The 20,512-nt window shown below is 42.5% G+C and carries 21 protein-coding genes and 1 other annotated feature; of the genes, 19 read left to right on the plus strand and 2 right to left on the minus strand.

The window, feature by feature from the left end; all coding sequences use genetic code 11:
* Positions 1 to 17: 17 nt before the first annotated feature.
* The 10 genes from ccdA2 to trpB all read left to right on the plus strand — a co-directional run bounded on the left by ccdA2 (position 18) and on the right by trpB (position 9,414).
* Positions 18 to 728, plus strand: coding sequence for a thiol-disulfide oxidoreductase-associated membrane protein CcdA2 (ccdA2, locus tag O3626_RS03660; RefSeq protein WP_070589647.1), 711 nt, complete (start codon positions 18 to 20; stop codon positions 726 to 728).
* 26 nt (positions 729 to 754) lie between these two features.
* A complete protein-coding gene (locus O3626_RS03665; RefSeq protein WP_371495336.1) occupies positions 755 to 1,075 on the plus strand; it encodes a hypothetical protein in 321 nt (106 codons plus the stop codon).
* A 59-nt stretch (positions 1,076 to 1,134) separates the two neighbouring features.
* Entirely contained in the window at positions 1,135 to 1,695 is a 561-nt protein-coding gene (locus tag O3626_RS03670; RefSeq protein ID WP_031575891.1) for a redoxin family protein, read from the plus strand.
* Between the two features lie 12 nt (positions 1,696 to 1,707).
* On the plus strand, positions 1,708 to 2,829 hold the full coding sequence (msrB, locus tag O3626_RS03675) for a peptide-methionine (R)-S-oxide reductase MsrB (RefSeq protein WP_371495338.1): 1,122 nt from the start codon (positions 1,708 to 1,710) through the stop codon (positions 2,827 to 2,829).
* A gap of 58 nt (positions 2,830 to 2,887) precedes the next feature.
* Positions 2,888 to 3,622, plus strand: coding sequence for a response regulator (locus O3626_RS03680; RefSeq protein WP_371495340.1), 735 nt, complete (start codon positions 2,888 to 2,890; stop codon positions 3,620 to 3,622).
* A complete protein-coding gene (locus O3626_RS03685) occupies positions 3,619 to 5,331 on the plus strand; it encodes a sensor histidine kinase (RefSeq protein WP_371495342.1) in 1,713 nt (570 codons plus the stop codon). The genes O3626_RS03680 and O3626_RS03685 overlap by 4 nt, the downstream gene beginning before the upstream one ends.
* A gap of 284 nt (positions 5,332 to 5,615) precedes the next feature.
* Positions 5,616 to 6,191, plus strand: a complete 576-nt coding sequence (locus tag O3626_RS03690) for a YutD-like domain-containing protein (RefSeq protein WP_003005915.1) — start codon at positions 5,616 to 5,618, stop codon at positions 6,189 to 6,191.
* Between the two features lie 6 nt (positions 6,192 to 6,197).
* Positions 6,198 to 7,286 (plus strand): 23S rRNA (adenine(2503)-C(2))-methyltransferase RlmN, encoded by a 1,089-nt coding sequence (gene rlmN, locus O3626_RS03695; protein WP_371495344.1) that lies wholly within the window; start codon positions 6,198 to 6,200, stop codon positions 7,284 to 7,286.
* Positions 7,264 to 7,800: a VanZ family protein gene (locus O3626_RS03700; RefSeq protein WP_371495346.1), complete on the plus strand. Its 537-nt coding sequence runs from the start codon at positions 7,264 to 7,266 to the stop codon at positions 7,798 to 7,800. Before rlmN ends, O3626_RS03700 begins: the two co-directional genes overlap by 23 nt.
* A 67-nt stretch (positions 7,801 to 7,867) precedes the next feature.
* Positions 7,868 to 8,103, plus strand: a binding site (T-box leader).
* A gap of 123 nt (positions 8,104 to 8,226) precedes the next feature.
* A complete protein-coding gene (gene trpB / locus O3626_RS03705; protein WP_371495348.1) occupies positions 8,227 to 9,414 on the plus strand; it encodes a tryptophan synthase subunit beta in 1,188 nt (395 codons plus the stop codon).
* 7 nt (positions 9,415 to 9,421) lie between these two features.
* Here trpB and O3626_RS03710 read toward each other — a convergent pair whose 3' ends face one another.
* Positions 9,422 to 10,081: an A24 family peptidase gene (locus O3626_RS03710; protein WP_371495350.1), complete on the minus strand. Its 660-nt coding sequence runs from the start codon at positions 10,079 to 10,081 to the stop codon at positions 9,422 to 9,424.
* A gap of 87 nt (positions 10,082 to 10,168) precedes the next feature.
* Here O3626_RS03710 and O3626_RS03715 point away from each other — a divergent pair, with 87 nt between their 5' ends.
* Both O3626_RS03715 and O3626_RS03720 read left to right on the plus strand, forming a co-directional pair.
* Positions 10,169 to 10,387, plus strand: coding sequence for a YqgQ family protein (locus O3626_RS03715; RefSeq protein WP_003017930.1), 219 nt, complete (start codon positions 10,169 to 10,171; stop codon positions 10,385 to 10,387).
* Positions 10,387 to 10,770: a rhodanese-like domain-containing protein gene (locus tag O3626_RS03720; RefSeq protein ID WP_371495352.1), complete on the plus strand. Its 384-nt coding sequence runs from the start codon at positions 10,387 to 10,389 to the stop codon at positions 10,768 to 10,770. Before O3626_RS03715 ends, O3626_RS03720 begins: the two co-directional genes overlap by 1 nt.
* A 182-nt stretch (positions 10,771 to 10,952) precedes the next feature.
* Here O3626_RS03720 and O3626_RS03725 read toward each other — a convergent pair whose 3' ends face one another.
* A complete protein-coding gene (locus O3626_RS03725; RefSeq protein ID WP_371495354.1) occupies positions 10,953 to 11,678 on the minus strand; it encodes a 16S rRNA pseudouridine(516) synthase in 726 nt (241 codons plus the stop codon).
* A 178-nt stretch (positions 11,679 to 11,856) separates the two neighbouring features.
* Here O3626_RS03725 and typA point away from each other — a divergent pair, with 178 nt between their 5' ends.
* The 7 genes from typA to ftsZ all read left to right on the plus strand — a co-directional run bounded on the left by typA (position 11,857) and on the right by ftsZ (position 20,510).
* Positions 11,857 to 13,704, plus strand: coding sequence for a translational GTPase TypA (gene typA, locus O3626_RS03730; RefSeq protein ID WP_070465406.1), 1,848 nt, complete (start codon positions 11,857 to 11,859; stop codon positions 13,702 to 13,704).
* A 23-nt stretch (positions 13,705 to 13,727) separates the two neighbouring features.
* Complete coding sequence (locus O3626_RS03735; protein WP_371495356.1) at positions 13,728 to 13,976, plus strand: DUF3165 family protein; 249 nt, start codon at positions 13,728 to 13,730, stop codon at positions 13,974 to 13,976.
* Positions 13,977 to 14,066: 90 nt separating this feature from the next.
* Positions 14,067 to 15,416: a UDP-N-acetylmuramoyl-L-alanine--D-glutamate ligase gene (gene murD, locus O3626_RS03740; protein WP_371495358.1), complete on the plus strand. Its 1,350-nt coding sequence runs from the start codon at positions 14,067 to 14,069 to the stop codon at positions 15,414 to 15,416.
* 1 nt (position 15,417) lies between these two features.
* Positions 15,418 to 16,500: a UDP-N-acetylglucosamine--N-acetylmuramyl-(pentapeptide) pyrophosphoryl-undecaprenol N-acetylglucosamine transferase gene (locus O3626_RS03745; RefSeq protein ID WP_371495360.1), complete on the plus strand. Its 1,083-nt coding sequence runs from the start codon at positions 15,418 to 15,420 to the stop codon at positions 16,498 to 16,500.
* Positions 16,484 to 17,707 (plus strand): cell division protein FtsQ/DivIB, encoded by a 1,224-nt coding sequence (locus O3626_RS03750; protein WP_371495362.1) that lies wholly within the window; start codon positions 16,484 to 16,486, stop codon positions 17,705 to 17,707. Before O3626_RS03745 ends, O3626_RS03750 begins: the two co-directional genes overlap by 17 nt.
* Before the next feature lie 133 nt (positions 17,708 to 17,840).
* Positions 17,841 to 19,229 carry a cell division protein FtsA gene (ftsA, locus tag O3626_RS03755; RefSeq protein WP_368403426.1) on the plus strand — a complete coding sequence of 463 codons (1,389 nt, stop codon included), beginning with the start codon at positions 17,841 to 17,843 and terminating at the stop codon, positions 19,227 to 19,229.
* Positions 19,230 to 19,244: 15 nt separating this feature from the next.
* Complete coding sequence (gene ftsZ, locus O3626_RS03760) at positions 19,245 to 20,510, plus strand: cell division protein FtsZ (protein ID WP_003005955.1); 1,266 nt, start codon at positions 19,245 to 19,247, stop codon at positions 20,508 to 20,510.
* Positions 20,511 to 20,512: the final 2 nt, after the last annotated feature.

Below are 20,512 nucleotides of genomic sequence, written 5' to 3' on the forward strand. Positions count from 1 at the left end.
GAAAGGGAGGTAGTGAAATGATTCAAACCAGTTTGTTTTCCATTTCAGTATTCTTAGCGGGAGTTCTATCCTTTTTCTCCCCGTGTATTTTGCCACTGATGCCAGTCTATGTAGGGATCTTATTAGATTCTGAGCATGAAAAAACGGTGCGTATTTTTGGAAGAGATATTTCTTGGTATGGTTTGGTCAAGACGCTCTGTTTTATTGCTGGTCTATCAACCGTATTTCTCATCCTAGGTTACGGTGCAGGTGCTCTTGGTCAGGTACTCTATGCTCCCTGGTTCCGTTACCTACTAGGAGGGATTGTCATCTTATTGGGAATCCATCAGATGGGCCTCATCAATCTTCAGCAACTCCAAAAACAAAAGAGTATCCAACTGAAGAAGGACGAAAAACGCAATGAATTCTTCAATGCTTTTCTGATAGGGGTCACCTTCAGTTTTGGTTGGACCCCTTGTGTCGGACCAGTTTTAAGTTCTGTTCTAGCCATTGCCGCTTCTGGAGGAGATGGTGCTTTACAAGGTGCTCTCCTGATGCTGGTCTATACATTAGGCTTGGCTCTGCCTTTCTTGCTTTTGGCCTTGGCTTCTAGCTGGGTTCTACAACATTTTGCTAAACTCAAGCCCCATATGGGAACCTTGAAAAAAATTGGTGGTGCCCTCATCATCTTGATGGGCATCTTGCTGATGCTAGGAAATCTTAATAGCCTCGCATCCCTGTTTCACTAATCTTGAATGATTAAAGGAGAAAAAACATGAAAAAAATTCTTGCACTTTCTATTGCTACACTTAGCATCTTCACTTTAGCAGCTTGTTCTGGACAAAAATCAGATTCAGACATGAAAAAAACGGACGATAGTAGTATGATGAAGAAGGATGACATGAAGAAGGATGACATGAAGGATTCATCCATGTCCGATGATAAAATGAAAAAAGAAGACATGAAAGATTCATCTATGATGTCTGACAGCAGTTCTGAAATGAAGGACGATATGAAAAAAGATGAGATGAAATCCAGCGATTCAGAAATGAAAGATGAAAAGAGTGGATCATCGGAAATGAAATCAGACAACTAATGAAAGAAGGGAGAAGTCATCTGAGGATGACTTTCCCTTTGTTTAAAGAGGTGATAATGATGAAAAAATTAGCTTTAGTAGCTACTGGGTTCGTATGCGCTGGACTCCTGGGCGCTTGTTCAAGCCAAGGAATGGCCACTTCCACCAAAGACATGAGTCAACAAACAGCTAAGGCTGGAGATAGGCAACCATCTGGCAAGAAAGTGAAGGATGTTAGCCTGCAAGGAGTGGATGGCAAGACCTACCGATTATCCGATTACAAAGGGAAGAAAGTTTACCTCAAATTTTGGGCTTCCTGGTGCTCTATTTGCCTGTCGACATTAGGCGACACAAATGATTTAGCAAAGGCAGAGGAGGGTAAGGATTATGTGGTCTTATCCGTTGTAGCTCCAACCTTTAATGGTGAAAAATCGGAAGCAGATTTCAAAAACTGGTACCAGTCTTTGGATTACAAGGATTTCCCAGTCTTGATGGACAGTAAGGGCGACTTGCTCAAAGAGTATGGGATTCGCTCTTATCCATCTGCTCTCTTTATTGCGAGCGATGGAACTCTCGCTAAGACCCATATCGGTTATATGAGCAAGGAAGACATCGTCCAGACTCTAAAAGAAATGAAGTAAGGAGGACATAAAATGGAAACAAAATGGAAACTCATTTCCATTCTTTTAGTGGGGCTATTTTGTTTTGGAATCTTTTTCCTTATCAAAGGATCCATGGCTTTGGATACATCAGGTGCGACGACTGAGCAGATCAAAAAAGCGTCCATGAGTCAGACACCAGTAGTAAACAAAAAGAAGGAAGAAAAAGTCAATCCAGAAGACCAACGAGAAATCTATCTAGCTGGTGGTTGCTTCTGGGGCGTAGAGGAATATTTCTCCCGTGTTCCGGGTGTCATTGATGCTGTATCAGGCTACGCCAATGGGAAGGGAGAAACGACCAAGTATGAATTGGTTCCTCAAACAGGCCATGCTGAAACAGTTCACATCACCTACAATGTCAAGCAGGTATCTCTGAAAGAATTGCTCCTGCACTATTTCCGGATTATCGACCCAACGTCGAAGAATCGTCAAGGAAACGATCAAGGGACTCAATACCGAACAGGTGTCTATTATGTCTCTCAAGAAGACCTTCCAACCATTAACCAAGTCTTTGATGAAGTAGCAAAAAAATACGACAAACCGTTAGCAGTGGAAAAAGAGCCACTGACCAATTTCATCCAGGCAGAAGATTACCACCAGGATTATCTAAAGAAACATCCGAATGGGTACTGCCATATTGATGTCAATCAAGCTTCTTATCCAGTGATTGATGCTAGTCGCTACTCTAAACCGAGTGATGAGGAGATCAAAAAGAAATTGAGCCCAGAAGAGTATGCGGTGACACAAAAAAATGATACCGAACGGGCCTTCTCCAATCGTTACTGGGATCAGTTTGATGCCGGTATTTATGTAGATGTCGTGACCGGTGAGCCACTCTTTTCCTCTAAGGATAAATTTGATTCTGGATGTGGTTGGCCAAGTTTCAGTCGGCCTATTAGTCCTGATGTGGCGATCTATAAGGAGGATAAGAGTTTCAATATGACTCGGACAGAAGTTCGGAGCCGTGTGGGAAATTCCCATCTGGGCCATGTTTTTACAGATGGACCCAAGGAAAAGGGAGGCCTTCGCTATTGCATCAATAGTTTGTCTATTACCTTCATACCCAAAGCAGAAATGAAAGAAAAGGGCTACGGTTATTTATTAGACTATGTCTGAGACAATTCGATCTATAATTTGCTATAATAAGTATAGAAAAAACAAGTAGGTGAAAGACATGTACGCGATTATGATTGTGGAAGATGAAGAGTTGATTCGGCAGGGTCTGACTTCCTTAGTAGACTATGAACAGTTTGGAATGACTGTCATCAATCAGGCAGAAAATGGGCGTGAGGCTTGGGAGAAGTTTCAAGAGCAACCAGCTGATATTCTCCTAACCGATATCAATATGCCACAAATGAATGGCTTGGATCTGGCCCATCTCGTTAAAGAGCAATCTCCATCTTGCCATATCATTTTTTTGACAGGTTATGATGACTTTGAGTTTGCGAGGAAAGCCATCAAGTTAGGTGCAGATGATTATTTGCTGAAGCCTTTCTCAAAAGATGATATTGAAGAGATGTTAGCCAAGGTGAAAGGAAAGCTAGACAAAGAGCGAAAAAAGGCGCAAGTCGAAGATTTGGTCAGCCATAGTTATTCGACAGACTTAGAAGAAGCTATTCATGCGCGTTTAGCAGACTCTCAGTTAACCCTGAAGGATTTGGCCTATCAACTTGGTTTCAGTTCCTCTTATCTAAGTGTATTGATCAAGAAAAAATTGGGACTTCCTTTCCAAGAATACCTCATCCAAGAGCGAATGAAAAAGGCTCAACTCTTGCTTCTCACGACAGATCTAAAGATTTATGAGATTGCCGATCAGGTTGGTTTTGAAGATATGAACTATTTTTCTCAACGCTTTAAGCAGGTTGTTGGAGTGACGCCAAGGCAGTACAAAAAAGGAGAGCATGAATGAAACGATATCCCTTGCTGATTCAGTTGGTTCTCTACTTTTTTCTCTTCATTCTCTTACTTTTTGGTTTCATCGGTAGCCTTTACTATCAAACGAGTTCAGGGACGATCCGCCAGCTAACGGAGCGGACGACAAGAAATAGTATCGACCAAAGTAGTCAGTTTATTACGTCTTATCTAAAAAAATTAAAGCAGACCACAACGGTGCTTAGCAAGGAACAGGCTGTTCAACAATTTGCCCAAGATAAGAGTGCGGATCAAGAAACGGTTCAGCACTTGATGCGAACGATGATTGAAACGGATCCGGACTTGGTCTCTGCGGTCTTGGTGACCAAGGATGGACGTCTGGTAGCGACAGATTCCAAAATCAGCATGCAGACTTCATCAGACATGATGAATGAAAGCTGGTATCAAGAGGCGATTAAGGAAAGAGCCATGCCAGTTTTGACGCCAGCTCGAAAGGAATCCTTGACCTCGGAAAAAGAAAAATGGGTGGTTTCTATTACCCAAGAAGTAGTCGACCAGACTGGTCAAAATCTCGGAGTAGTACGTTTGGATATTGGCTACGATAGCTTACAGGCTTATTTGGATCACCTTCAGCTAGGGAAACAAGGCTTTAGTTTTATCATTAATCAAAAGCATGAGTTTGTCTACCATCCTAAAAAAGCGGTCTATTCCTCCAGCCAAGAGATGCAGGCCATGCAGCCCTATATTGCTGTGACAGATGGCTATGCTAAAGGAGGACAGAATTTTATCTATCAGGTTCCGATTCCAGATAGTGATTGGACCTTGATTGGAGTAGCTTCACTTGAAGGACTTCAGATGCTTCAGTCGCAACTCCTATACTCTTTCATTGGTCTAGGATTACTGGCCTTGATCATGTGTTTAATAGGGCTTGGCTTTGTTCTGCGTTTGTGGATCAAACCCTTACGAGACCTTCAGACCATCATTTTGAGGATTGGATCAGGAGATGCTCACGTGAGGGCTGTAGCCAAAGGATCTCCAGAATTGGTCGACCTCGCTCAAGCTTTTAATGCCATGTTGGATCAAATCGATCATCTCATGCAACAGGTAAAGGAGGAGGAGCAGAACGCACGGCGTTACGAGCTGCGGGCACTTTCGGCTCAGATCAATCCGCATTTTCTCTACAATACCTTGGATACGATTGTCTGGATGGCGGAGTTTAATGATAGTCGGCGCGTGGTTGACATCACCAAATCTTTGGCTCAATATTTTCGACTGGCTCTCAACCAAGGCCAGGAACAAATCCTACTGAGAGACGAAATTGACCATGTCCGCCAGTATCTTTTTATTCAAAAACAACGTTATGGTGAAAAGCTCAATTATGAAATTCTAGAAGATGAACGGTTGGGCGATTATCAGCTCCCCAAGTTAGTGCTTCAACCCTTAGTGGAAAATGCGATTTACCATGGCATTAAAGAGATCGATCGGCCAGGTCTCATTCGAGTGACAACTGAAGTCAGTGGAGACTCCGCCTGCGTATCGATTTTTGACAATGGACAAGGGTTTGATTTATCAGGATCAACAGACCAAACCCTTCTTCGTTTAGGAGGTGTTGGCTTGAAAAATGTGGACCAACGATTGCATCTTCAATTTGGCGAAGCCTATCATATGGAGATTGATTCTAAAGCTAATAGCTATACGAAAATCACACTTTATTTGCCCCTTTCATCTGGCGATGAATCTTCATAGAGGCTGGGACAAAAGTCCTAGCCTCTCAATTATTTTTGGATTGTCGAGCAAGACGCAGTGGTTGAGTGGGCTCTACTACGCTGATTTCATCAGCTTTTACAGCCCTACTCAACTGTGCGGAGGTGGGACGACGAAATCGAATTCTAACGAATGACCGATTTCTGTCCCACTCTCTTTTTGCTCTCAAAGGAATTTCAACTCTTTTCTAGTCAAATCTGACGCAAGTCATCAAATTTATGATAGAATAAAGTGTTACAGTAAATAGATTTTGATGAAGGAACACTATGCGAAAAGAGATTGACCCTGAATTATATAATTACAATAAATTTCCTGGACCTGTGTTTCGTCAGGTAGGAGACCAGATCCTTTCAGAAAACCTCTCCTTTGAGTTGTTGAAAAATGAGAAGGAAGCATTTGATGCGACCGTTTTTGGTCAACGATTTTCTGAGATTTTAACCAAATTTGATTACATTGTTGGTGATTGGAGCAATGAGCAGTTGCGCTTGCGTGGCTTCTATAAGGAAGAACGCGATGTTGCAACGATGGATAAACTAAGTCGCTTAGACGATTATTTGTTAGAATATTGTAGCTATGGTTGTGCTTATTTTGTCCTTGAAAATAAGGAGCCTCATCGTGCTTCCTTTGATAAGAAATCACCGGTCAAAAAAGCTCAATCAGAAGAAAGAGAGCCTAAGAAGCGTTCGCGCAATCGCAAACAAAAAGATCGTTTCCAAAAACGAGAACGCGACAAGGGACAGTCAACGAATAACTCGAAAAAAACAAGACCGTCTGCTGAAACTAAAAAAACAACGAAGACGAACAACAAACGTCATTTTGTGATTCGTCAAAAAGAGGAGTAAGAAAGAATGAAACCATCCATTTATAGTTTAACACGCCAAGAGATGATTGATTGGGCGGAAGAAAACGGCGAAAAGAAATTCCGTGCAGCACAAATCTGGGAATGGCTCTATCGTAAACGTGTCCAATCTTTCGAAGAAATGACCAACCTTTCTAAGGACTTAATTGCGAAGTTAAATGATCAATTCGTTGTCAACCCACTCAAGCAACGGATCGTGCAAGAGTCAGCAGATGGAACGGTCAAGTATCTTTTTGAATTGCCAGATGGCATGTTGATTGAGACGGTTTTGATGCGTCAGCACTATGGTTTATCTGTCTGTGTAACGACTCAGGTCGGATGCAATATCGGTTGTACCTTCTGTGCTTCTGGTTTGATCAAGAAACAACGCGATTTGAATAATGGTGAAATTGTGTCTCAAATCATGTTGGTTCAAAAATACTTTGATGAACGAGGCCAAGATGAGCGGGTTAGCCATATCGTTGTCATGGGGATCGGAGAGCCATTTGACAACTATAACAATGTCTTGAAATTTATCCGGACGGTTAACGATGATAAGGGGCTAGCGATTGGTGCTCGTCATATTACCGTATCAACTTCTGGTTTGGCCCATAAAATTCGCGACTTTGCAAATGAAGGGGTGCAGGTCAATTTGGCAGTGTCTCTACATGCTCCAAACAACGACTTGCGCTCTAGCATCATGAAGATCAACCGGGCTTTCCCAATTGAAAAATTGTTTGCAGCGATTGAATACTATATCGAGACCACGAACCGTCGGGTGACCTTTGAGTACATCATGTTGAATGAAGTCAATGATGGGGTTGAGCAAGCCTTAGAGTTGGCAGAATTGCTCAAGAATATCAAGAAATTGTCTTATGTTAACTTGATTCCTTACAATCCTGTCAGTGAGCATGACCAATATAGCCGGAGTCCAAAAGAACGGGTCATGGCCTTCTATGATACCCTGAAAAAACATGGTGTCAACTGTGTGGTGCGTCAAGAGCACGGTACAGATATTGATGCTGCCTGTGGCCAATTGCGTTCAAATACGATGAAACGGGATCGGGAGAAAGCGATTGTTCAACAAGCACAACCTTAAACGAGGGCTGATCGATCATACGGAACTAACAAAGAGAGGAAGAAGGCTGTTACAGAGTGGCAGCTTCTTCTATTTTATCCTCTTGTGCCTGATGTGTTTTTTGCCCCAACAGCCAGAACCAGGTATGGAAACTCCGGGAATTCAACATTTCGGCCGTATCGTTGTCCTACTGGTTCCACTTAATTCGTTGATGAATTTTGGCCAGATCACCAGTGTCATCCAACTGATCAAGGTGATTCTCCAAAACGTAGCCAATGTCTTTTTGTTAAGCCCGCTTGTCTTTCAACTTCTCTGGCTATGGCCCTGGTTGAGGAGTCGCAAACGGGTCTTGTTCTTCGGCTTTGCCATGAGCTTGTGGATTGAATCTAGCCAAGTTCTCTTAGATCTTTTGTTTGATGCCAATCGTGTCTTTGAGTTAGATGATTTGTGGACCAATACCTTAGGGGCTTACTTGGCTTATCTAGTATTTCAGTATCTCCGAGCACGATTGCTAGCAGAAGATGGAAAAATATAAAATCCGAACATTTTAGCGCCTTTTTAAAATTTTTGTTGACAAAATCAGAAGTGGGAGCTATAATAGCTTCAAGACATCAGATAAGTAGAGATTTTTCTCACTTCCAGGGAGCTTGTGGTGATTGTGAACAAGCAGTGGTGAATCTTGAAATGGGCTGATGCGTTTATGATGATGAATTTGAAACAATAAAAATTCGGTGAGCACACCTTATCGTGCACCCTGTTGTTAGACAGGTCAGAGATGTAGGAGAAAGAATATCTTCCTACAATAGAGGTGGCACCGCGGTATCGAATCGTCCTCACACAGATTTTTCTGTGTGAGGTTTTTTGTATCTCAAAGGAATCCAGTGAGACTGCAGCTCAAAGGACCAGCGAGAGAGAAAAAGATCATAAACAGAATTGAAGAGATAGAAAAGAGGACACAATCATGACAGAAACTAAAGGATATTTCGGACAATTTGGTGGATCTTTTGTACCAGAACCCATTCAAAACTTGCTTGATCAATTAGAGGCAACTTTTGAACAGTACAAAAATGACCCAGAATTTATCGCAGAATACAAACATTATTTGAAAGATTACTCAGGTCGGGAAACACCGCTCTACTTTGCGGAAAGCTTGACAGAGCATTTAGGTGGGGCAAAAATTTATTTGAAGCGCGAAGACTTGAATCACCTAGGTTCGCACAAATTGAATAACGTCTTGGGGCAAATCCTCTTGGCCAAACGTATGGGTAAAACGCGCGTGATTGCTGAAACAGGAGCCGGTCAACACGGTGTGGCTACAGCAGCTGCCGCAGCTAAATTTGGTATGGCCTGTGATGTTTACATGGGAGCAGAAGATGTGGAACGCCAACGTCTCAATGTCTTCCGTATGGAAATGATGGGGGCAACCGTCCATGCGGTTGAAACAGGTACTAGGACCTTGAAAGACGCTGTTGATGCTGCTTTTGGAGCATGGATGGCAGACCTCGATGCCTTTTACGTTTTGGGTTCTGCTGTTGGGCCTCACCCTTACCCAACCATTGTGCATGAATTCCAAAAAGTGATCAGTGAAGAATCTAAACGTCAAATTTTGGAAAAAGAAGGTCGTTTGCCAGACTATGTGATTGCCTGTGTCGGTGGTGGCTCCAATGCTATCGGTGCCTTTTCTGAATATGTTGCAGAAGAGGAAGTCAGTTTGATTGGGGTAGAAGCAGCTGGTCATGGCTTGGATACCGATCAGCACGCCGCTACCATGACCAAAGGGACTGTAGGAGTTGTCGATGGCATGAAGACTTATGCTGTCTTTGGCGAAGATGGAAAAGTAGCTCCAGTTTACTCGATTTCTGCTGGTTTGGACTACCCAGGGGTTGGTCCAGAGCATGCTTTCTTTAAAGATTCTGGTCGTGTAGAATATGTAGCAGCGACAGATGATGAAGCAGTAGAAGCTCTTCTTCTTCTCAGTAAGACAGAAGGGATCCTTCCAGCCATTGAAAGTTCACACGCGATTGCAGAAGCGGTCAAACGTGCTCCACAATTGAATAAAGACAAGATTATCATCATCAACGTTTCTGGACGTGGGGATAAGGATGTGGCTGCTATTGCCGATTATTTGGAAGCGAAAGCTACAAAATAAAAAGAATTTATCTGCAAAATATCGTATAAAGCAGTAAAGCGTGATAACTGAGAAAGAGACAGGGAACAAAAGGAATCCGGTCTCTTTCTTTTTTGAGGGCAAAGAAGAGAATGCCTAAGATGGATGCGATCTGGATGAGAATGAGGATCTTGGTAGAAGAAAAGCTGAGTGAGAAGGTGGCGAGTAAGAGAAAATCTCCCGCCCCCATCCCAAAAAAGAAAAAGTGGGCACCGATCGCAAGGAGTAAAAAGACCAGCATGAGGAGATTACTACCGGATAAAAAGAGGACTAAGGTATGGAGACAACACCAGATGACCAAGGGGTATTCCATAAAGCGTAGGTCATAGATGGCTAAAACAGCAGATCCGAGTAACGTCAGAAGTTGAGGCAGAGAAAGAAAACCATTGGCACAGGCTAAGAAGATCAGGCCACTCCAGATCTCAAAAAGGCAGTACCAAAATGGGTAGGTCTGATGACAATAGCGACAGCGAAAACGATGCAGTAGTTGCGAGAGAATGGGGATGAGATCCCAAACTCCAAGGACGTGCTGGCAGTGATCGCAATGACTGCGAGGAGTGAGAATGGATTGGTTTGGGAAGCGATCGACCACTAGTCCTAAAAAAGAGGCGAAACAAGTACCGATGGTAAAAAAATAAAAGTTGATCATACTTATTTATTCGTAAAGCAATCGAAAAATGTCATCATTTACTTGAAAATCTTGTAAAGCCTTTCTAAATTTGATACAATAATGAACATGAAAAACCTGTATGATGTTCAACAATTTTTAAAACGTTTTGGAATCATCATTTATGTGGGGAAGCGCCTCTATGACATCGAATTGATGAAAATTGAGCTTCAACGTCTTTATGATGCAGGCTTGATGGAGCGGCTCGATTATTTAGAAGCCGATACCGTTTTAAGAAGAGAGCACAAGCAAGAATTAGAATTTTTGAAAAAGAGTGAGGTAGAGTGATGGGAAATATCATTTTTTGGTTGGTTGTTTTAGGAGTAGTTGGATGGATGGCCTTTAATTATTTCCGCATCCGTAAAGCTGCTAAATTTGTGGACAATGCTACGTTTGAAGAGTTGATTCGTAAAGGGCAGTTGATTGACTTGCGAGAGCCAGTTGAGTTTCATGCAAAGCATATTTTAGGAGCGCGCAACATTCCTTCTACTCAGTTGAAGTTGAGCCTTGCGGCCTTGCGCAAAGACAAACCGATTTTGCTCTATGAAAATAGCCGTAGTTCGCGTGTAACCAATGCGGCTCTCTATCTCAAGAAACAGGGCTATACAAACATTTATGTCTTGTCTTATGGTCTTGATTCTTGGAATGGGAAAGTGAAAAAAGACGCCTAATAAAAGAGAGTGGGACAGAAATCGGTCATTCGTTAGAATTCGATTTCGTCGTCCCACCTCCGCACAGTTGAGTAGGGCTATAAAAGCTGATGAAATCAGCGTAGTAGAGCCCACTCAACCACTGCGTCTTACTCGACAATCCAAAAACAATTAAGAGGCTAGGACTTTTGTCCTAGCCTCTTTTATATCGTTTTTTCAAGGGAATCTTTGACCCAAGTGAGCTCCACTTCATTCAAAGGCCGGCTTTCGCCAGGGGCTAATTGAGGATCCAAGGTGAAGGGACCAAAAGACAAGCGTTTTAAGGTCATGACTTTGACGCCAATGGCTAAGAACATCTTTTTCACTTGGTGGTATTTTCCTTCTGAGATTCGGACCTGGGCCTTGCTGTAGCTAGGGCTACTTTCTAGGATGGTTAAGGAAGCAGGCTTACAGATGGGGCCGTCTGTGAATGAAATCCCATTCTGAAATTGTTCGATGTGGGGGCCATAGAGCGGACCGTTGACTTCTACCTCATAGACTTTCTCCACATGGTATTGAGGATGGAGCAGTTGAAAACCTAGGGGACCATTATCTGTGATGAGGAGTAAGCCGCTGGTATCGCGATCGAGGCGACCAAGCGGATAAAGATCTGGGTACTCTTGCTGGGGATCTACTAGCTCGATCACCGTTGAATGGTGGGCATCTCTTTTGGCAGTCACTACCCCGATTGGTTTATGGAGCATGTAGTAGTGGTGACGCGGTTCCTGAATGAGCCGTTCCCCTATTTGAATCTCTTGGAGTCCAGGGTCGATGTTTTGTGACAGTTTTTTAGCTGGTAGGTGATCGACCAAGATTTGCCTTCGGGCCAGAAGTTGTTTGATGTCTTTGCGAGCGTACTGATGGTCTGCCATCAATTGATCTAATCTCATGGGAGCCTCTTTTTCTGAAATTCTTATCATCAGTGTATCATGAAAAGAAAAGGAAATCGAGTCGGAGAAAAGAAATGAGGATGAAAACATTTACAACTAGCTGAACTGTGTTTTTTAAACGGGACTGTGGTATAATTGTTCAGTTAGAAATATTATTTAAAATTATATAGAGGAAATCATGACAAAATTAAGAGAAGATATTCGTAACGTTGCGATCATTGCCCACGTTGACCACGGAAAAACAACCTTGGTAGACGAATTGTTGAAACAATCGCATACCTTGGATGAACGCAAAGAATTGCAAGAACGTGCAATGGACTCAAACGATCTTGAAAAAGAACGTGGGATTACCATTCTTGCTAAAAATACAGCCGTTGCTTATAACGGAACTCGGATCAATATCATGGACACACCAGGACACGCGGACTTCGGTGGAGAAGTGGAACGGATCATGAAAATGGTTGACGGGGTTGTATTGGTCGTAGATGCCTACGAAGGAACTATGCCTCAGACTCGTTTCGTATTGAAAAAAGCCTTGGAACAAGACCTTGTGCCGATCGTTGTAGTTAATAAAATCGATAAGCCATCTGCTCGTCCAGCAGAAGTAGTAGACGAAGTCTTGGAACTCTTCATCGAGCTAGGTGCGGATGATGACCAGCTTGACTTCCCAGTTGTTTATGCATCAGCGATCAACGGAACATCATCCTTGTCAGATGATCCAGCAGATCAAGAAAAGACTATGGCGCCAATCTTTGACACCATTATCGACCACATCCCAGCTCCAGTTGATAACTCAGATGAGCCCCTTCAATTCCAAGTATCCCTGCTTGATTACAACGACTTCGTTGGACGGATCGGTATCGGACGTGTCTTCCGTGGTACTGTAAAAGTTGGGGACCAAGTTACCCTCTCTAAATTGGATGGAACGACTAAGAACTTCCGTGTAACGAAACTCTTTGGTTTCTTTGGTTTGGAACGTCGTGAGATTCAAGAAGCTAAAGCTGGTGACTTGATCGCTATCTCTGGTATGGAAGATATCTTCGTTGGAGAAACCATCACACCGACAGATGCAGTTGAAGCTCTTCCAATCCTTCACATCGATGAACCAACACTTCAAATGACCTTCTTGGTGAATAACTCACCATTTGCTGGTCGTGAAGGGAAATGGGTAACCTCTCGTAAAGTCGAAGAACGCTTGCAAGCGGAATTGCAAACAGACGTCTCTCTTCGTGTTGACCCGACTGACTCACCAGATAAATGGACAGTTTCAGGACGTGGGGAATTGCACTTGTCTATCTTGATCGAAACCATGCGTCGTGAAGGATACGAATTGCAAGTATCTCGTCCAGAAGTGATCATCAAGGAAATTGATGGTGTCAAATGTGAACCATTTGAGCGCGTACAAATCGACACACCAGAAGAATACCAAGGATCTGTTATCCAAAGCCTTTCTGAACGTAAAGGTGAAATGTTGGATATGATCGCAACTGGTAACGGTCAAACTCGTTTGGTCTTCCTTGTTCCAGCGCGTGGGTTGATTGGATACTCAACAGAGTTCTTGTCAATGACACGTGGTTACGGAATCATGAACCACACCTTTGACCAATACTTGCCAGTGATTCCAGGAGAAATTGGTGGACGTCACCGTGGTGCTCTTGTTTCCATCGATAACGGAAAAGCAACGACATACTCGATCATGTCTATTGAAGAACGTGGTACGATCTTTGTCAATCCAGGTACAGAAGTTTACGAAGGAATGATCATTGGGGAAAACTCTCGTGAGAACGACTTGACTGTCAACATTACGAAAGCAAAACAAATGACCAACGTTCGTTCAGCTACCAAGGACCAAACAGCGGTTATCAAGACTCCTCGTATCTTGACTTTGGAAGAATCTCTTGAGTTCTTGAACGACGATGAGTACATGGAAGTAACACCCGAATCTATCCGTTTGCGTAAACAGATCTTGAACAAAGCAGAACGCGAAAAAGCAAATAAAAAGAAAAAATCAGCAGCAGCTGAATAATACGGAAAGAAAGGAGAAACAAAATGGTCTATTTTATCTTAGGGATTTTGATTCTCCTTTTTTACCTTTTTATGACCCCCAAAAGCATTCGTGGTACCTTAAACAGTGTCACAATGGTGGTCTTGATCGTCTCTTTTATCGTCCTTGCTTGTCTCGCCATTTTTCAGATATTCCAACTACCGTCCGAGTTTTTTGTCGGTGCCTTTCTCGCCTTTGTTGGCTACCTGGCTTTGGTGGATATTTCCAAAATGACGATCAAACAGAAAAAATAAACGCTGACGTGATTTTTAAAGCCCTTTGGGCTTTTTAATTTTGTTAAAAAAAGGTAAAATAGAGAGTGATAAAAATGGAGCGAATAAATCATGAAATTTGTGAAACAATTTGAAAATAAAAAGGTTCTTGTATTAGGTTTGGCTAAGTCAGGTGAGTCAGCTGCCCGTTTGTTGGATCGCTTAGGAGCGATTGTGACCGTCAATGATGGCAAACCTTTTGAAGAAAATCCAGCAGCACAAAGTTTACTGGAAGAAGGGATTAAAGTTGTGACAGGAGGTCACCCTCTGGAGTTGTTGGATGAAGACTTTGCAGTCATGGTCAAAAATCCAGGAATCCCTTATACGAATCCGATGGTCGAAAAAGCGCTTGAAAAGGGCATTCCAGTCCTCACTGAAGTGGAATTGGCCTATCTGATTTCGGATGCGCCAATTATTGGGATTACAGGATCAAACGGAAAAACGACGACGACAACCATGATCGGGGAAGTCTTGACGGCTGCTGGTCAAGGTGGTCTATTGTCTGGGAATATTGGTTTTCCAGCCAGCCAAGTTGCACAAACAGCAACAGAAAAAGAAGTTCTGGTCATGGAATTGTCTTCTTTCCAATTGATGGGCATTGAAGCCTTCCATCCAGAGATTGCAGTGATTACCAATCTCATGCCAACCCATATCGACTATCATGGTTCTTTTGAAAATTATGTAGCTGCTAAATGGAATCTTCAAAAGAATATGACAGAAAAAGATGTCATTGTATTAAACTTCAACCAAGACCTGGCTAAGGAACTGGCTACAAAAACCAAGGCAAGGGTCCTTCCATTTTCAACGGTCGAAAAAGTGGATGGGGCTTATTTGGAAGATGGACTTCTCAAGTTTAAGGGAGAAGCTGTCATGCGTGCGGATGAACTGGGTGTTCCAGGAAGCCACAATGTAGAAAATGCCTTGGCAACGATTGCTGTTGCAAAAGTTCGGGGAGTAGAGAATGAGGTCATTAGAGAAACCTTGTCAGCCTTTGGGGGCGTTAAACACCGTCTACAATATGTGGATGAGATTCAAGGTGTCAAATTCTACAATGACAGTAAATCGACCAATATTTTAGCGACACAAAAAGCTCTTTCTGGTTTTGATAACAGCAAGGTTATCTTGATTGCAGGTGGTCTCGATCGTGGCAATGAATTTGATGAATTGGTACCCCACATTGCTGGTCTAAAGGAAATGGTGATTCTCGGGGAATCAGCTCCACGAGTGAAACGCGCAGCCGATAAAGCGGGTGTTTCATATGTCGATGCGGCAGATGTAGCAGATGCTACAAAGAAAGCCTTCGACTTGGCTAGCCCTGGAGATGTTGTGCTCTTAAGTCCTGCCAATGCCAGCTGGGATATGTATCCGAATTTTGAAGTGCGTGGGGATGAATTTCTTGCTACAGTAAAAGGGTTGAAATAAGATGAAAAAAATAATGTTTACTGGTGGAGGAACCGTGGGACATGTGACCCTTAATCTTCTCTTGATTCCAAAATTTATCGAAGATGGATGGGAAGTTCATTATATTGGGGACAAAAAAGGAATCGAATACCAAGAGATCAAAAAGTCTGGATTAGAGGTACGATTCCATTCGATTGCAACAGGGAAATTGCGTCGCTATTTCTCTTTCCAAAATATGATGGATGTTTTCAAGGTGGCTTGGGGAACGCTCCAATCCATAGCGATCCTGCTCCGTGTGCGTCCACAAGTTCTCTTCTCAAAAGGGGGATTTGTCTCGGTGCCACCAGTGATCGCGGCTCGTCTCACTCGTGTTCCTGTCTATATCCATGAGTCGGATCTCTCGATGGGGTTGGCCAATAAAATTGCTTATAAATTTGCTACCAAGATGTACACGACATTTGAGCAGGCCAATGGTTTGACAAAGAGTGAGCATATCGGTGCGGTAACCAAGGTCACAGATCACATTCCGCCGACTTCAGAAGTTTTAGAAGAAAAAACAAAAGGTTTCCGAAAAGAGTTGCCAACCCTTCTCTTTGTCGGAGGATCAGCCGGTGCACGTGTCTTTAATGAATTTGTGACAGAGCATCAAGCAGAGCTCTTGCAGCACTACAATATCATCAATTTGACGGGCGATTCAACATTGAATCAGGCTGAGGGTGGCTTGTATCGAGTGGATTATGTAACCGATCAGTATTTGCCCATGCTCCAGAAGGCTGATTTAGTGGTGACTAGGGGTGGAGCCAATACCTTATTTGAACTCTTGGCTATGAACAAACTCCATTTGATTGTACCACTTGGAAAAGAAGCCAGCCGTGGCGATCAGATTGAAAATGCCCAATATTTTGTGGATAAAGGTTATGCAGAGCAATTGCAGGAAGATCAATTGACCCTCGAAACCTTTAATGAAACCATTCAAGAAATGTTGAAGCAAAGCCAAGTTTACCACCAAGCAATGGAAAAATCGACAGAACTCCTTTCACTAGACGATTTTTATGGCCTGCTTCAAAAAGATATCAGTAAGGGAAAAGATGACGGACGACAATAAAAAAACACCAACGGATGACAAAATTACAGAATTGTCAGCCTGGCAAAAAAGAAACAAAGAATATTTAGAAAAAAAGGCGCTTGAAAAAGCGGAAGAAGCTGAAACAGAGGAAACTGAAAGCAAAGAAGCACAAGAAGACGAAGATCTTTCAGAAAATGAATCGGCTTCTATCTCAGAGGAAGAATCTGAAGAAGAAATAGAAGAATCTGAAGAGGAAAATGAATCTGAGGTCGAAGAGGATCCAGATACGGATGGAGAAAGTTCAGAAAGAGAAGAGAACGGTCCGGCTGTAGAGGAGCTAGATCCTTCAGAGAAGCAAGAGAAAAAGCCTTCGTTTTTTGAACGCTTAAAGACGAAAAAAACAAAGAAGGAACCGACAGTGGCAAAACGCCATATTTATCGTGCCCTTCCGGTTATCGGAATCAGCTCGATTGTCGCCCTTTTCTCGATCTATTTTTTAAGTCCCTTGTCTACACAGAAAGTGATTGAATTTTCAGGGAATAAAGCGGTTGACCAGCAAAAATTGTATGAAAAAAGCCGTATTAAAGAAGAAGATTATACTCTGACGACCTTCCTTCATAAGTCGGTCTATGAACAAAACATAAAAACAGCTAGTCCATGGATCAAAGAAGTGCACATGCATTATCAATTTCCAGTGACCTTTAAAGTTAATGTAGTGGAACACAAAGTGGTTGCTTATTATGTGACGGGAGAAGACCACTATCCAGTTTTGGAAAACGGAGAAGTAGTTGAGACAGTAACGCCTGCTTCGGACTTACCATCCTCCTATATTAGCTTGAAATTTTCAGATAGGGAATTAGTTAGACAATTTGTCCAAGAAATGAAATCTATTTCGTCTTCCATTACGGATAAAATTGTTTCGGTTGATCTGACACCAAGCAAGGTTACGAAGGATCTAGTGACCATTACCATGAAAAATGATAATAAAATCTTGGTCCCTGTTTCCCAAATTACCCGTAAGCTTCCTTATTATAAGGCCATTAGTAAGCAATTAGACGATGATTCCACCATTGATATGGAAGCTGGAGTCTTCAGCTATAGTGAACAATCCATCGCAGATGCCAAAGAGCAAGCTGAAAAAGAAAAGGCTGAAAGTACAGAAAAGCAAGAAGAACATTCTGAGGAAGCAAGCCAAGAACAGAATCCAGAAGGAGAAAATTCTTCTGGGAATGAGCAAAGCCCATAAATTATCTCAAATAATTGAAGAAAAAATGTCCATTTTAGGCTTCTTTGTGATATAATGAAGTTTGGATAGTTCCAACTAAAAGGGCTATAAATAGATGTAAAGTGAAAACAAATAAAGAGAGAGGACTGGTGTAATGGCTAGAGACGGCTTTTTTACAGGTTTAGATATCGGTACTAGTTCAATAAAAGTATTGGTGGCAGAACATGTCAATGGAGAAATGAATGTAATTGGAGTCAGCAATGCAAAAAGTGCTGGCGTCAAAGATGGAATTATAGTAGATATCGAAGCTGCTTCAAATGCAATTAAAACTGCAATCAGCCAAGCTGAAGAAAAAGCAGGGATTTCAATCAATCTAGTCAATGTTGGGTTGCCTGCAAACTTACTACAAATCGAAGCAACTCAAGGAATGATTCCAGTCACAAGTGATTCAAAAGAAATCACAGATGCAGATGTTGAAAATGTTGTCAAATCTGCACTCACAAAAAGCATGACACCGGATCGTGAAGTGATCACCTTCATTCCTGAAGAATTCACAGTAGATGGTTTTCAAGGAATCCGTGATCCACGCGGAATGATGGGGATCCGACTTGAAATGCGTGGTCTTCTTTATACAGGACCTCGTACAATCTTGCACAATTTGCGTAAAACAGTTGAACGTGCAGGCTTACAAGTAGAAAACATCATCATTTCCCCACTTGCGATGATCAAAACAGTCTTGAACGAAGGCGAACGTGAATTCGGAGCAACAGTGATTGATATGGGTGGTGGCCAAACCACAGTGGCTTCTGTTCGTAGCCAAGAACTTCAATTTACAAATATCTACCAAGAAGGTGGCGATTACGTTACCAAAGATATTTCTAAAGTTTTGAAGACTTCTCAAAAATTGGCAGAAGGTTTGAAGTTCAACTACGGTGAAGCCTATGTGCCATCTGCTGGAAACGAAGTCTTCCATGTAGAAGTTATTGGTGAAGTTGAGCCAGTTGAAGTGACTGAGAAGTACTTGGCTGAAATCATTTCGGCACGTATCAAACACATCTTTGAGCAAATCAAGCAAGACCTTGAGAGAAGACATTTGTTGGATCTTCCTGGTGGTATTGTGATTATCGGTGGAGGCGCAATCCTTCCTGGTGTTGAAGAATTGGCTCAAGAAGTCTTTGGTGTAAATGTGAAATTGTTTGTTCCAAATCAAATTGGAATTCGCAATCCAGCTTTTGCCCATGTGATTAGCTTGTCTGAATATGCAGGCAATTTGACAGATGTGGATATTATTGCTCAAGCTGCGGTTCATGGAGACGAAGTCTTGCGTCAACAACCGATTCAATTTGATCGACCTGTGCAACCACAAGTACAACCACAACCTGCTGCTCCAGCACAACCGGTAGTACCTGCGTACAATGCTGAGAAGATTGAATCTCCAGTAGATGCTCAAGAAATTCCAGTAGCAAGCAATGATAGCAAACAAGAACCAAAAACTACATTCACAGACCGAATGAAAAATTTGATCGGTAATATGTTTGATTAAGGAGTGTAAGTATTTATGACATTTTCATTTGACACAGCAGCGGCACAAGGTGCAGTAATTAAAGTAATCGGTGTCGGTGGCGGTGGCGGTAACGCCATCAATCGTATGATTGACGAAGGCGTTGCCGGTGTAGAATTCATCGCAGCTAATACAGATGTTCAAGCACTTTCAAGTGCAAAAGCTGAAACAGTTATCCAATTGGGTCCAAAATTGACTCGTGGATTGGGTGCTGGAGGTCAACCTGAAGTTGGTCGTAAGGCAGCTGAAGAAAGCGAAGAAGTGTTAACAGAAGCTTTGCAAGGTGCAGACATGGTCTTCATCACTGCAGGGATGGGTGGAGGATCTGGTACAGGTGCTGCACCAGTCATCGCTCGTATTGCTAAAGCAGTTGGTGCTTTGACAGTAGCAGTTGTTACTCGTCCATTCGGGTTTGAAGGTTCAAAACGTGGGAACTTCGCTATTGAAGGGATCAATGAACTTCGCGAACATGTAGATACATTGTTGATTATTTCTAATAACAACTTGCTTGAAATTGTAGACAAGAAGACACCGCTTCTTGAAGCTTTGAGTGAAGCAGATAACGTTCTTCGTCAAGGTGTTCAAGGGATCACTGACTTGATCACAAGTCCTGGATTGATCAACCTTGACTTTGCAGACGTGAAGACTGTTATGGAAAACAAAGGGAATGCCCTCATGGGTATTGGTGTTGGTAGCGGTGAAGAACGCGTTATCGAAGCAGCTCGTAAAGCAATTTACTCTCCACTTCTTGAAACTACAATTGATGGTGCAGAAGACGTGATCGTCAACGTAACAGGTGGTTTGGATATGACTTTGATCGAAGCTGAAGAAGCTTCAGAAATTGTGAACCAAGCTGCAGGTCACGGAGTGAACATCTGGTTGGGTACATCTATTGATGAATCTCTTAAAGATGAAATCCGCGTGACGGTCGTTGCAACCGGTGTCCGTCAAGACAAGGTAGAACGCGTTAGCGGAATTGCTTCCTCGCAACGTCCTTATAAAACAGGACCACGTGAACAACGCCCACAAGCTGCACCATTTGACCGTGAATTTGATTTGAAACAAGATGTTGAATTGCCAACAACTCCAAGTCGTCCAGCGGTAGAACCAAACCGTGGCTCAGCCTTTGGTGATTGGGATATTCGTCGTGAGAATATCGTTCGCCAAACTGAACCAACATCAACACATCAAGTTGATCGTTACGTAGATTCATCTTCAGATGATGATGAATTGGAAACACCACCATTCTTCCGGAATCGTTAATC

Origin of the sequence: Streptococcus sp. 20925_1_77 (assembly GCF_041432125.1) — a bacterium.
Taxonomy (GTDB): domain Bacteria; phylum Bacillota; class Bacilli; order Lactobacillales; family Streptococcaceae; genus Streptococcus.